Annotated in this window: 11 protein-coding genes; 8 read left to right on the top strand and 3 right to left on the bottom strand. The window is 62.8% G+C overall.

All coding sequences use genetic code 11. The features are described from left to right. On the top strand, positions 1-274 hold a 274-nt coding region (locus tag GYH35_RS34945; RefSeq protein WP_235936803.1), incomplete at its 5' end, for a DUF933 domain-containing protein. Between the two features lie 120 nt (positions 275-394). Further along, positions 395-1,270, top strand: coding sequence for an NAD(P)-dependent oxidoreductase (locus GYH35_RS17875; protein ID WP_161811261.1), 876 nt, complete (start codon positions 395-397; stop codon positions 1,268-1,270). A 51-nt stretch (positions 1,271-1,321) separates the two neighbouring features. Here the strand turns inward: GYH35_RS17875 and GYH35_RS17880 are convergent, their stop codons facing one another. Then, positions 1,322-1,900, bottom strand: a complete 579-nt coding sequence (locus GYH35_RS17880) for an outer membrane beta-barrel protein (protein ID WP_161829113.1) — start codon at positions 1,898-1,900, stop codon at positions 1,322-1,324. Positions 1,901-2,419: 519 nt separating this feature from the next. On the opposite strand from GYH35_RS17880, the gene kdgD reads away from it, so the two are divergent. Both kdgD and GYH35_RS17890 read left to right on the top strand, forming a co-directional pair. Continuing rightward, entirely contained in the window at positions 2,420-3,376 is a 957-nt protein-coding gene (kdgD, locus tag GYH35_RS17885) for a 5-dehydro-4-deoxyglucarate dehydratase (RefSeq protein ID WP_161811263.1), read from the top strand. Positions 3,377-3,395: 19 nt separating this feature from the next. After that, on the top strand, positions 3,396-4,289 hold the full coding sequence (locus GYH35_RS17890; RefSeq protein WP_161829114.1) for a LysR substrate-binding domain-containing protein: 894 nt from the start codon (positions 3,396-3,398) through the stop codon (positions 4,287-4,289). On the opposite strand, the gene GYH35_RS17895 is transcribed toward GYH35_RS17890, so the two are convergent. Beyond that, positions 4,286-6,115 (bottom strand): hypothetical protein, encoded by a 1,830-nt coding sequence (locus GYH35_RS17895; protein WP_161829115.1) that lies wholly within the window; start codon positions 6,113-6,115, stop codon positions 4,286-4,288. The two genes, GYH35_RS17890 and GYH35_RS17895, sit on opposite strands and share 4 nt — an antisense overlap. Then, complete coding sequence (locus GYH35_RS17900; RefSeq protein WP_161829116.1) at positions 6,112-7,431, bottom strand: MFS transporter; 1,320 nt, start codon at positions 7,429-7,431, stop codon at positions 6,112-6,114. The genes GYH35_RS17895 and GYH35_RS17900 overlap by 4 nt, the downstream gene beginning before the upstream one ends. Positions 7,432-7,580: 149 nt before the next feature. On the opposite strand from GYH35_RS17900, the gene GYH35_RS17905 reads away from it, so the two are divergent. The 4 genes from GYH35_RS17905 to GYH35_RS17920 all read left to right on the top strand — a co-directional run bounded on the left by GYH35_RS17905 (position 7,581) and on the right by GYH35_RS17920 (position 13,498). Further along, entirely contained in the window at positions 7,581-8,144 is a 564-nt protein-coding gene (locus GYH35_RS17905; RefSeq protein ID WP_161829117.1) for an inorganic diphosphatase, read from the top strand. A 2-nt stretch (positions 8,145-8,146) separates the two neighbouring features. Further along, positions 8,147-9,037: a CHAD domain-containing protein gene (locus GYH35_RS17910; RefSeq protein WP_161829118.1), complete on the top strand. Its 891-nt coding sequence runs from the start codon at positions 8,147-8,149 to the stop codon at positions 9,035-9,037. A 213-nt stretch (positions 9,038-9,250) separates the two neighbouring features. Continuing rightward, a complete protein-coding gene (locus GYH35_RS17915) occupies positions 9,251-10,396 on the top strand; it encodes an efflux RND transporter periplasmic adaptor subunit (RefSeq protein WP_161811269.1) in 1,146 nt (381 codons plus the stop codon). Positions 10,397-10,408: 12 nt separating this feature from the next. After that, positions 10,409-13,498 carry an efflux RND transporter permease subunit gene (locus GYH35_RS17920; RefSeq protein ID WP_161829119.1) on the top strand — a complete coding sequence of 1,030 codons (3,090 nt, stop codon included), beginning with the start codon at positions 10,409-10,411 and terminating at the stop codon, positions 13,496-13,498. The last annotated feature ends 79 nt before the right edge of the window (positions 13,499-13,577 follow it).

A 13,577-nucleotide genomic window follows, 5' to 3' on the forward strand; every position in this document is an offset into this window, starting at 1 on the left:
CTACACGCTGCTCGGTCTGCAAACGTATTTCACCGTGGGCCCGAAAGAAGCGCGTGCGTGGACTGTCCGCGTCGGCGCCACGGCTCCGCAAGCGGCCGGTGTCATTCATACTGACTTCGAGAAAGGCTTCATCCGCGCCGAAGTCATGGCGTACGACGACTACGTGACTTACAAGGGCGAGCAGGGCGCGAAGGAAGCCGGCAAGCTGCGCCTGGAAGGTAAGGAATACATCGTCCACGAAGGCGATGTCATGCACTTCCGCTTCAACGTCTGAGCCTGCGCGCCTCCGGCGCGCGCGGCAATCTGCGTTGACGCGATTGGGCAAGCGCGTTGCATTTTTGCGTCTTCACCTCCACCTGCCGAATCCATAGCATGGCAGGCGAGAGGTGCAATCATGAAAGTCGGTTTGATCGGCCTGGGTTTGATGGGCCACGGCATGGGCGAGAGCCTGTTGCGTGGTGGGCATGAGCTGACGGTTTACAACCGGACAGCAAGCAAAGCCGACGCGCTCGTCGCAAAAGGTGCACGACTCGCCAAGTCTCCCGCCGACGCGTGTCGGGGTGACCTGGTCGTCACGATGGTTGCGGACGATGCGGCGCTGGAAGAAGTGACCTTCGGTGCGCACGGCATTCTCGAGAACCTCAGCGCCGGCGCAATCCATGTGTCTGCCAGCACCATCAGCGTCGCGCTGGCCGAGCGCCTCACCGATGAGCACGCCAAGGCAGGACAACATTTCGTATCCGCGCCCGTGTTCGGCCGCCCGCAAGTTGCCGCCGCGGGTCAACTCAACATTCTGGCGGCCGGCGCGGCCGATCCGGTCCAGCGCGCGATGCCGGTGCTGGAATCGATGGGGCAGAAGGTGTGGCCGTTCGGTGAGCGGCCGAGCGCTGCCAATCTGGTCAAGCTCAGCGGCAATTTCATGATCTTCGCCGCCGTCGAAGCGCTCGCCGAAAGCATCGCGTTGTTGCGCAAAGCCGGCGTGGACGAACATGCGTTCGTCGACATGATGACCAACACGTTATTTGCCGCGCCGATCTACAAGATCTATGCGCCGTTGATCACGAAGCAGCAGTATCGACCGCCCGGGTTCGCGGCACCGCTCGGCGCCAAAGACACTCGGCTGGCCCTTGCCGCCGGCGAAAGTTTGAATGTGCCTCTGCCGCTGGCGAGCCTGGTTCGCGACAAATTTCTCGCGCTGCTGGCGCGCGGTGGCGAGGGCGACGATATCGCCGCGTTGGGAAAGGTCGCGGCGGAACAAGCGGGGATGTGAGATTGCCGGTGGCGTGACGAAGCTGCGTCACGCCACCAGCCAACGAGCAGATCAGAAGTTGAATCGGCCCTGCGCGCCGAACACGCTGGTGTCGCCGCCGACCGTGATCAACACGCCCGCCGAGAACTGCTGCGTGAAGTTGTAACGGCCTTCACCGATCAGGTACGTGTCGCCATCGATGCCGGCCACATCCACGGCCACGTGCTCGACACCGCCTTCGACTTCGATCTTGGGCGCGACCAGCGAGCGCAGGCGCACGCCGGCAAACAGGCCCGTGTCGTCATCGTCGAAGCGACCGGCGTCCACTTCGACATGCACCAGGCCGCCGCGCGCGATGATGTCCAGGTTCGGGCCGAGCGCCCAGTGGCCGCCGGCGCCCACCATGAAGCGTGTGGCGTCCACATCGAAGTCCAGGTCCAGAGACTGGAATTCGGCCAGCGCGAAAATATTCTGATAGACGGGCAGCGAGCCGCGCAGCTGGATGCCGTCGCCGTCCACATCGACGTCGTCAGCGTCGATTTCCGCTTCGGGGAAATGCGCGACGTCCACATAGCGATAGCTCAGCTGCTCGGCGGAAGCCGCGAACGGCAGGGCCAGCGCAGCGGCACAGATCAGAGTTTTGGCGTTCATCTTCATAGTTGATTCGTTCACTCTCACGAGGTAGCGCATCGGTGCGCCGACGGTATTCTACTGTTCTTGCGGAAGCGTCGCTCGGATTCACGCCACTGACGTCGTCGCTTGGCGACAGGATCGTGGCTGAAATCTAACAAAGGGGCATTGGTTGTGGGGCCATGGTTTTTTGTGATCTCGATCACGGCGCTGCCGACCGCATGCGAGGTTGCAACGATTCGCAAGAAAGACTTGTCGAGCTGCTCGGCCGGCCCTCGATAGGAAACATTCGACGCCGAATTGTGCACGCCATCGCGATGCAAACATTCCGGTCGCCGTATTCGGTTCGACGGTCCGCGTCTGCCAGGTTCTGGTCGGCTCTGGGGGCGGTGAAGGAATTTCGACAGTGGCCGGCGCCGCGGGCGATCAAGAGCGGTTGAGCATTGATCGATAGCGCCTTTGGTTTGGACCGGGGCGGTGTGCTACTCGTACGCTAGCGGCACATGGAGCAATCGCCGCTTCAGGAACTTGCCGCAACAAATGCCTCTCACCCCCACGGAAATGGCCGTAAGCGTCGGCCGCGGATTGCTGTCCTTCCCTGTCACGCATTTCGATGCGAACAACCGCTTCGACGTCGAGCCCTATCGCGCCCACTGCGCGGCGATGATGAAGCACGACCTGGCAGGGCTGTTTGCTGCCGGCGGCACGGGCGAGTTCTTTTCCCTGACGTTCAAAGAAGTCGTCGATGTCGTGTCCGCGGCGGTGGCGGAGTGCGGTGGGCGATTGCCGGTGATTGCCGGCTGCGGCTATGGCACAGCGATGGCCATAGAGCTGGCGCAAGCGACGCAGGCCGCCGGCGCCGATGGCGTGTTGTTGTTGCCGCCGTACCTGGTCAATGGCTCGCAGGAAGGGCTGGCCGCGCATATCGGGGCGGTTTGTAAAGCCGTCTCCATCGGCGTGATCGTCTACAACCGGGACAACGCCATCATCGACGACGTCACATTGGCGCGGCTGTGCGATCAGCATCCCAATCTGGTCGGCTTCAAGGACGGCGTCGGCGACATCGAATTGATGACGCGCATCTACACGCGCCTGGGCAACCGGCTGACATACATCGGCGGCCTGCCGACGGCCGAAACCTTTGCCGCTCCGTATCTGAAGATGGGCGTGACCACGTACTCCTCGGCCATATTCAACTTCATGCCGGGCTGGGCGTCTTCGTTCTACAAGGCGGTGCGCGCCGAGGATCAGGCGAAAGTGCTCGCGGGCTTGCGCGATTTCGTCATGCCGTACATTGCGCTTCGCAATCGAGGCAAGGGTTATGCGGTCGCCATCGTCAAGGCGGGCATGCGAGTCGTCGGCAAGTCGGCCGGCCCCGTGCGTCCGCCACTGACCGATTTGAGCGAGCGCGAATTGGAGGAATTGCGCGCCCTCATCGAGCGGGCCGAGGCGACCGCACCGGCGATTTTCGGAGGCCCCCTGGCACGCAGCGCCTGAGCACGCTATATGTCAGTGCATGTTCGAACTGAGCCAGCTGCGTTGTTTCGTAGTCACCGCCGAGGAACTGCACTTCGGCCGGGCCGCTGTACGGCTAAACATGACCCAGCCGCCGCTCAGCCGGCAGATTCAATTGTTGGAGCGGGGGCTCGGTGTCCAGCTGTTGGAGCGCAGTAGCCGCCAGGTCAAGCTCACGCCGGCCGGCAGCACTTTTCTTCCCGAAGCCCGCCGCATCATCCGCCTGGCTGAAACGTCCGCGCTCGCGGCTCGTCGCGTCGCCAAGGGCGATACCGGACGAGTGGCGATCGGCTTCACCGCAGTATCTGGCTACAGCTTTCTGCCGCGCATCGTGGCTCGTGCGCGCGCGTCGCTGCCGCATTTCGAGTTAGAGCTGTTCGAGATGGTGACCTCGGATCAGTTCGAGGCGCTGATGACCGGTCAGATCGATATCGCTTTCGTGCGCCCGCCGGTCGAGCAGACGAGCTTCGAGTCGCGGCTGATTCTCAGAGAGCCGTTGATGGCGGCGTTGCCCGCCGGCGATCCGCGTGCCGACAATCCAGCGCTGACGCCGAGCGATTTCGACAATCAGCCGCTCATCATGTATTCGCGCATGGGCGCGGGCTACTTCCACAACATGCTCACACGGCTGTTCGAAGCGGCGGGCGCGTTGCCCGAGTACGTGCAGCACGTGACGCAGATTCATTCGATGTTGGGATTGGTCCGCGCCGGGCTCGCTGCCGCCATCGTGCCGGCCTCGGCAATCGAGCTGCACATGGACGCGATTCAGTTCCGCAAGTTCGCGACCCAGCCGACGCAGCCGGTCGAGCTGCACATGGTGTGGCGTCGTGATAACGGCAATCCCGCGCTACAACCGATGTTGAATCTGTGCGGAGAGTTCGCCAGCGACGCTTAGCGCAGCCAAGGGAACGCCAGCGTGGGCGCATTCGCATAGCGGCGCATGTTCAATTGCAGTCGCGCGCCGCAGCCTGGGCGCAGCTCGAGATCGAATGCAGAGCCGTCGATTGCAACGCGTCGTCCATCCAGCGTTGCCGACTCGATGCGATGTTCCGCGTACGCCCCGCCTTGCACGGTGATCGTGCGCGAGCTGGCGGGATTGAGATTCACCAGCGTCACGCTCGTGCGGTCGGCGCCGAGCTCATCGACCAGCGCCGCGACATCTGAAGGCAAGCCTGCTCGCCGACGCTCTCGATCGAAATATCGCAATCGACAATGCAGCGGTGCGCCGCCCTGATGAGGCGACGTGCTCGACCAGGGCGGGCGCGCGATGTGCAGGCCGCCCTGCGTCAGTTGAATCAATGCCGTCACCGAAGCGGGATTGAAGTTGATCGCGTTGTCGGCGAGCCGCGTTTCGGGCGTGCTCGTGTCCGCTTGCATGCCGGCGATTCGTTCCCTGACGCGAATCAGCGCCTGGCGTTGCGCCTCGATCGGATAGGCCGCATTGCGCCCTTCGAGAAACGCAATCCACGGATGATCGCCTGCGAGCTCCCGGTCGCTGGCGCGCATCGAGACATACCAGATCTCGAATACGTTGGTGCGATAGGGGCCCGGCGCGTAGCTATACCAGCCTTGCTCGCCATACATGCGCGGCGTGTGCAGCTTGCCGTCGATGGTGCGTGCCTGCTGATTGATCACTTCGTTCTGTCGCCGCCACAGCTGCATGTAACGGTCGTCACCCGTCAGCAGGCTGGCATTCATGAACGCGACAATGGCGCGCGGCACCCGATTGCGATCCTCGCGCTCGCCGGTTTGCGGCACGATGGGGCTGAAGCCCCATCCGTACACGCCGCCGTACCATTTTCCAGCCGGACCGCCGATGCGGCCGTCAAGCCCGACGATGCTGGGCAGGATGCCGCCGTTCGCTTCGGCGCGCTCCACCCAGGCGTCCAGATACTCCAGTGCCCAGGTTCGATACTTGCGATCGCCCGTGAGCATGAAAGCATTCAAGGCCAGCGTGGTTGCGTGCAGGTTGAGCGGATTGTCACCGACGATATCGGTGTAGTCGCGATAGTGCGCGAGCGTCTCTTCATAGGTGCGCTCGCCATGCTCCATCTTGAACTTGGAAACATCGAAGGGATCGCCGGCCCAATCCAGCGCGGTCGCGGGCCGTAGCAGCGGGCCGGCGCTGCCGTTGAAGACGCTGCGGATGATGCGACGTTCGCGATCGTAGTTCGGCGCGGACTGATCCTCGCCGGTATAGAACCCAGCGAAGCGACGCGCGCGTTCGATGAGCTTGGGATCCTTCGGCGTCGACAAGCCCATCAGATTAAACGTCGTGAGCCCTTCGCTGATGTGTTGCCAATCCATCTGCGGTGGAAATTCGCGGACATACATGCCGCGCCGGCCGAGCTCGACCTGCTTGGTGCGTACTCGCGAATACTGTTGCAGATGACCTTCCCACGCCTTGCGATACAGCTCGAGGATGCGATCCGACCCGCCGAGTGCATGCAACAGCGCCCAGTCATTCAAGTGCTCGATGGCGTCGTCGGGGCCGTCGTTCGCGCCCCAACGCTCGACGGCGCGCAAGTAACCGCGCTCGTCGAAATAACGAGCATAGAAAGCTTCGCACGCTTCGGTTTGAACGCGCAGCAGCTCTCGCTGGAGCAACGCCCATTCCGGCGGCGCCATGGGCGTCGCGACGATCAGAGAGGGGTTCGTGCTGGCGCTCAGCGGCCATGCCGCGAGGGCAGATGCACTCGCGACGAATTGGCGGCGATTCACTGCAGCTCCACGCGGCGAATCGGTCCCACGATGACAAAGTAGGCGAAGATGGTCAGCAGACAGTGCACGCCGACAAAGATCAGCGCGCTGTCGAACGAGTCGGTGGCTGCGACCAGATAACCGATCACAATCGGTGTCACGATGCCCGCGCAATTGCCGAACATGTTGAACACGCCGCCGGTGAGCCCGGCAAACTGGCGAGGTGAGACATCGGAGATGATCGCCCATCCCAGCGACGCGATGCCCTTACCGAAGAACGCAATCGCCATGACCGTGACCACGAGCCATTCCTGCTCGATGTACACGCACGCGATGATCAGTGTCGCCAGGATCATGCCGATCAGCAGAGGGGTCTTGCGCGCGATGGTGAGCGATCCGGTGCGCTTCAACAGCCAGTCGGAGATATAGCCGCCGAGCACGCCGCCGATGAAACCGCACATCGCCGGCGCCGCGGCGGCAAAGCCCGCTTCGAGAATGTTCAGGCCGCGTTCTTTCACCAGGTAGATCGGGAACCAGGTGGCGAAAAAGTACGTGAGCACGTTGATGCAGTACTGGCCCAGATAGATGCCGAGCAGCATGCGATTGGTGAGCAATTGTTTGAGATTGTCCCAGCGAAACGTATTGCCCTTGCTGGCATTCGCTTGATCGAGTGCGACCAGGCCGCCGCCGCGTTCGATGTAGTCGAGCTCGGCCTGATTGATGTCCGGATGACGCACGGGGTCGTGGATGAAGCGGACGAAGGCCAGCGCTGCTAGCACGCCGAGGCCGCCCATCACATAGAACACCGCCCGCCAACCGTGGTTGTGAACCACCCAGCCCATGAGCGGCGCGAACGCGACCAGGGAGAAGTACTGGGCCGAATTGAAGATGGCAGAGGCGGTGCCGCGCTCGCTGCTGGGAAACCAGGCCGCCACGATTCGTGCGTTACCGGGAAACGACGGCGCTTCGGACAGGCCGACCAGGAAGCGCAGCGCGAACAGCATGGTCACCGCCGACAATCCGGCGATGAAGCCCGCGAACCCCTGCAAGAACGTGAACACCGACCAGACCGCGATGGCGCCGGCGTAAATGCGCTTGGTGCCGAATCGATCCAGCAGCGCGCCGCCGGGAATCTGCGCCAGCGCATAGGCCCAGGCGAAGGCGGAAAGGATGTAACCGGTGGCAATTGGCGACAGTCCCAGCTCGCGCGCCGCGTCGCTGCCGGCGATCGAGAACGTCGCACGATCCGCGTAATTGATGGAGGTGACGATGAAAATGAAGCCGATGATGAAGTAGCGCACCTGCGTGCGCCGCTCGGCGATGGCGGCGATCGACATTCCCCCGCGTCCCCTCTCGTAGTGTTTGCCCGATGCTAGGCCGTGGGCGGTGGGGCGTCTAAGTCAAAAAACCTATGGATCGATCCACAGGGAGCATAGGTGCGGAACCGACCGCCCGGCTCGCCGCTTCAAGATCCAAGGAGGCCGCCATGCCCAACGCATCTCCCATGGAGCTGCCCGCGCTGGACCCGGACACCGGCCTGGTGCGCGTGGTCATCGACACGCCCAAGGGCAGTCGTAACAAATACAAGTTCGATTCCAAGCTCGGCCTGTTGAAGCTCAGCCGCATTCTGCCGGCCGGCATGTCGTTTCCCCATGACTTCGGCTCGATTCCGTCCACCTGCGCCGAGGATGGCGATGCATTGGATGTCATGGTGCTCGCCGACGCGCCGTTGTTTCCGGGCTGTCTGGTGCACGTTCACTTGATTGGCGTGATCCGGGCGGTTCAGAAAGAGCGTCGCAAGATGATTCGCAACGATCGGCTGCTCGCGACGCTCGAGACCTCGGTGAACAAACCGTCGATCACCCAGCTCGATCAGGTAGACGGGCAGCAGCTGAAGGAGATCGAGCATTTCTTCCGCTCGTACAATCAGGCGCAGGGCCGCGAGTTCAGGATCACCGGGCGGGGCGGCGCACGGCAGGCGCAAAAAATGTTTCGCGACGCCGTCCGCGAATTCGATCGATCCAAAGCGAAGCCGGCCAAAGGCGCGTGACGATGCACGAGTTGCAGTCCGACGAAGCCGGTCTGTCAGGGGTGCGGCGAATTCTGCAAGAGTGGCTGGCCGGGGCCGACGAGTCGCTGCGTAAGAAGAGAATCACGGATGCGAACATTCACGACGCGCGCAAGCAGCTGAAGAAATCCCGGGCGGCACTCCGATTGTTGCGAGGCTCGATGGGCGAGATTGCTTATCGACGTGAGAACAGCGCGCTGCGCGATGCTGCCCGTCCGTTGGGGGTGGCTCGCGATAGCAAAGTATTGATGGCCGCGCTGGACGACCTGGTCGAGCGTTACGACCCGGCGACTCGTTCGCTAAAACTGGACCGGTTTCGGCGCGTGCTGCGCCAGGAAAAAACATCGGCCCGGCAGGCTATCAACATCACCCTGGTCAACAGGCAGCGGAAGGCGTTGCGCGAAGTCAGGGCGCGCAGCCAGCGATGGACCCTGAAGGGCGGTGACTGGACGGTCATCGGCGGTGGCCTAAGGCGCATCTATCGCGGCGGCAAAAAAAGAATGAAAGCGGCCGAGAAATCGCGGGACAGCGCCGATCTGCACGACTGGCGCAAGCAGGTGAAATATCTGTGGCATCAGTTGCAGATCCTGCAGCCGGCCTGGCCCGGGCCGCTGCAAGAGCTGGCCGACCAGACCCACAAACTGGCCGATCACCTTGGCGACGACCACGATCTGGCCGTGTTACGCGCCAGAATCGCATGCCATGCCGATGCCTTCGAGAGCAAAGACTACGAAGCATTGGTTGCTGTGCTCGATCGGCGACGCAAGCGGTTGCAGGACAAGGCATTCGAGCTGGGAGCGAGAATCTTCCAGGAAAAGCCGCCGCGCTTTGTTGGACGCATCGGTCAGTACTGGCGGCTCTGGCGCAGCGAATGACCTGCCCAACTGTCATGGCGTCATAACAAAGTGGCTCCGCCCTTGTTTCTTATTTAACGACAACTGGCTCTTGGGTCACGAGCTGTAACCAACACCCTGTCGATTCCTGCTTATCCGGCACGAGTGAGTTTCGCTGCCCCCGATTGGTCCGCTGCCGGGCAAGGCATACCTTGCACGCCTGTCGCAGGATTTGGATCTTTAGGGGATCGGACGATGAAGTCGCGTCAATGGATAGGGTCTTTGTTGCTCGTGGGCGCGGTAATCGTGTCCGGCGTGCTGCTCAGTGCCTGGAAACGTTCCAGCATTGCTGAATCGGAAGCAGCGGCGGCCAATCAGCCGGAGCCTGCGGAATCGGTGGTTACCGCGGTGGCTCGCGAGCACGAACATATTCGGACCACAACGTCGATCGGCACGGTGGTCGCCTTGCGGTCCATCACGGTCCGCAATGAATTGCCCGGCACCGTGCGTCAGGTCGCGCTCGAGCCCGGCAAAATCGTCGAGGCCGGCACCGTGCTGGTGGCGCTCGATGTATCGGTAGAAGAGGCAGATCTGCAGGCGCTGCAAGCGCAGGCCGAGCTGGCCCGCACTCAGTTCGCCCGCATGCAACGCATGAGTCAGCATCGCGCGGCGTCGGAGATGGAAGTGGATGCCGCTCGCGCCGAACAGGAAGTGGTGCAGGCGCAGGTCGCCCGTATCAAAGCGGTCATCAACCGTAAAATCATTCGCGCCCCGTTCCGGGCTCGCATCGGTATTTCCGACGTGCATCCCGGCCAGTATTTGAACGAAGGCGCGCTGTTGACGACGCTGCAAGGCGTGGACGACTCCACCTATGTCGACTTCAGCGTCGCTCAGCAGGTCGCGGCCGAACTGCGTCCCGGCAGCAAGGTGGATGTGTTTGCTTCGGGCGATCCCAAAGGCGTGAAGGCCGAGATTCTCGCGATCGACGCACGGGTCGATCCGACGACGCGTAACGCGGCGGTGCGCGCCAAGCTCAAGAATACGGCGCAAACGCCGGCGCCCGGCGCTTCAGTGCGAGTTCAAGTCGCAGTCGGCCAGCCACTGCTGGCAACTGCTGTCCCCGCGAGCGCGGTCCGCAAAGGTCCTGCCGGCGATCATGTATTCGTCGTGGTTGCGGACGAGCAGGGCAAGACTCGAGCCCGCCTGCGCGAAGTCGTGGTCGACGCAATGGCGGGCGACGAGGTTGTCATCACCAAAGGCCTGGAGCCCGGCGAACAAGTCGCGGCGTCCGGCTCGTTCAAGCTGCGTGAGGCGGCGCTGGTCGCGGTGAGCAACAAGCCCGAGTCGGTGGCGCTCAATGGCGGCGAGAGCCAGGCGCAGCCGAACGCCACCAGCATGTAACGGACTATAGTCATGCGCTCATTCACAGACATATTCATCAAGCACCCGGTACTCGCGATCGTCGTGAACCTGGTCATCGTGCTGGTCGGCGCGCGGGCGCTGTTCAACCTGCCGGTGCAGCAGTTCCCGAGTGTCGAAAGCTCGTCGGTCATCATCACGACCTATTACACCGGCGCGAGCGCCGAGACCGTTCGCGGATTCCTGACGACGCCGATCGAACGCGTGGTCTCGCAGATCAGTGGCGTCGATTACGTCGACTCCACCAGTCGCGCCGGCCAGAGCACGGTGACCGTGCACTTGAAGCTGGATCACAACAGCACCGATGCGCTGGCTGAAATCACCGCACGCCTGCAGCAGGTCCGTTCCGAATTGCCGGCCGATGCCGAGCCGCCGGTCGTCGACGTGCAACGCGCCGATCGTCCGTATGCGACGTTCTATCTCGGCTTCACTTCGCCGGACCGCACTGTCCCCGAGCTGACCGACTGGCTGTCGCGCACATTGCAGCCGCAGTTGTCGACCCTCACTGGCGTGCAGCGCGTGACTTACGAGGGTGCGCAGCCGTTGGCGATGCGCGTGTGGATCGATCCGGATCGGCTCGCGGCCCGCAATCTTGCGCCGGGTGACGTGCACGATGCCTTGCGCCGAAACAACTATCTGGCCGCTGTCGGTCAGACCAAGGGCAACCTGGTGCAGGTCAACCTGCTCGCCAACACCGATCTGCGCGCAGTCAAGGAATTCGAGAATCTGATCGTTGCCGACCGCGACGGCGCAATCGTGCGCTTGAGCGATGTGGCGCGGGTCGAGCTGGGCGCCGAAGAAGCGGCGATGGTCGCCAAGTACAACAACCAGCAGAGTGTGTACCTCGGCGTGTGGCCGTTGCCCGGCTCGAATGAAATCGAAGTCGAGAAACATTTGCGCGCCGAGATGGAGCGCATCGAGCCCACGCTGCCGGCTGACATCGAGATGCGGCTGGTGTGGGACGGCACCATGTTCATGCGCAGCGCCCTGGAAGAGATCACCAAGACGCTGGGCGAGACGGTGCTGATCGTGGCCATCGTCGTGTTCCTGTTCATGGGATCGGTCCGGACCGCGCTGGTGCCGCTGGTCGCGATGCCGGTGTCGCTGGTGGGCGCCGCCATCGTGATGATCGCGTTCGGCTTCAGTCTGAACCTGCTGACGATTCTCGCGATCGTGCTGTCGGTCGGCCTGGTCGTCGACGACGCCATCGTCGTAGTCGAAAACGTCGAGCGGCACGTGCGCGAAGGCAAGTCTCGCATCGACGCTGCGCTTGCGGGTGCGCGTGAGCTGGCCGGTCCCGTCGTTGCGATGACGATCACGCTCGCGACCGTGTACACGCCGATTGCGTTCCAAGGCGGCCTGACGGGCTCGTTGTTCCTCGAGTTTGCGATCACGCTCGCGGCCGCAGTTGTCGTGTCCGGTCTGGTCGCGCTGACGTTGTCGCCAGTGATGAGCTCGCGTTTCGTGCACGAGCACGGCCACGAGACCAGGTTGACCGTCCTCGTGAATCGGGGATTCGACGCGGTCCGTCGCGGTTACGAGAAGCTGCTCGACGGCGCGCTCGGCATGCGGTGGGGCATCGTCGCCATGGCGGCGCTAGTAACGCTCGCGGCATGGCCGCTCTTCATGTACTCGCGTCAGGAACTGGCGCCGGTCGAAGATCAAAGTCATATCAGCTTGTTCTTCGAGGCGTCGCCGGATTCGTCGCTGGTGGCGACCGATCGCGATTCGCAGAACGTGGTGAAGGCGCTCACGGCCTTCCCCGAAGCGGACTTCATGTGGTCGCTGACGGCGGCCTGGGGCGGCTACGGCGGTCTGGTCGCGAAGAACTGGAAGGAGCGGGAGCGGTCGACCGAAGAGATGTTCGGCGAAGTTTATGGCGCCGTCTCTCAAGTGCCGGGAGTGCGCGTGTATCCGCGCCTCGATCCGCCGTTGCCGACACCGGGCCAGTATGACGTCGAGATGGTCGTGCAGAACGACCAGTCCATCGAAGAATTGCTTGCGACCACGCAGGCGGTGCTCGATGCGGGCATGGCCAGCGGCAAGTTCCTGTATGTCGATACGGATCTGAAGATCGATCTGCCGCAGGCGCGGGTCGTGCTCGATCGCGAGCGGCTGGCCGATCTGGGGCTCGACCTTGCAGGCGTCGGTCGCGAGCTGGGCACGTTGCTGGGCGGCGCGTACGTGAATCGCTTCAACTATTTCGATCGCAGCTACAAGGTGATTCCGCAGATCGGCGACAAGGATCGCGCCACGCTCGATCCGCTGCTCGATCTGAAGATCAAGACGCCGAGCGGCGCGCTGGTGCCGGTGTCCACCTTCATGCACATCGAATCGGAAACGGGGCCGCGCACGTTGAATCGATTCGCGCAACGTAATTCGGCGCGCATCTTCGGCGGCGTGCAGCCGGGGGTGACCAAGGACGAAGGATTGCGCGTGCTCGAAGCCGCTGCCAAGAAGGCCGGTGGCGAGAATGTGCTGATCGACTACGCGGGCGAATCGCGACAGATTCGTCACGAGAGTGCAGCGTTGACGGCCACGCTGGGCTTCGCACTGATCATGATCTATCTCGTGCTGGCCGCGCAGTTCCAGAGCTTCCGCGATCCATTGATCGTGTTGCTCGGCTCGGTGCCGCTCGCGATCTCGGGTGCGCTGGTGTTCACGTTCCTCGACATGACCACCATCAACATCTACTCACAAGTGGGCTTGATCACGCTGGTTGGCCTGATCGCGAAGAACGGCATTCTCATCGTCGAGTTCGCGAACACGCTGCAGGAGCGGGGCGTAGAAAAGATCGCGGCTTTGCGTGAGGCCTCGCTGACCCGGTTGCGTCCGGTTCTGATGACCTCCGCAGCGACCGTGTTCGGCCACTTCCCGCTGGTGCTGGTTTCGGGCCCAGGTGCCGAGGCGCGGAACAGCATCGGCATCGTGCTAGTGACGGGCATGATTGTCGGCACGCTGTTTACGCTGTTCGTGGTGCCGGTGTTCTATACGTTGATTGCTGCAGATCATCGCAAGCACGGCCCGCAGCAAGAAGAGACGAAGCCGCAGATCGCAGGAATACCGACCGCCCAGCCGGTTTAGTTGGAACCGCGACGGGTGACGCCTGTCTAAATTCGCCATCTACGAGATCGGGCGCGAGCCTCAGGCATTCCCCCAAAGG

It is taken from the genome of Steroidobacter agaridevorans (genome assembly GCF_009932555.1).
In the GTDB taxonomy this organism is placed as follows: domain Bacteria; phylum Pseudomonadota; class Gammaproteobacteria; order Steroidobacterales; family Steroidobacteraceae; genus Steroidobacter; species Steroidobacter agaridevorans.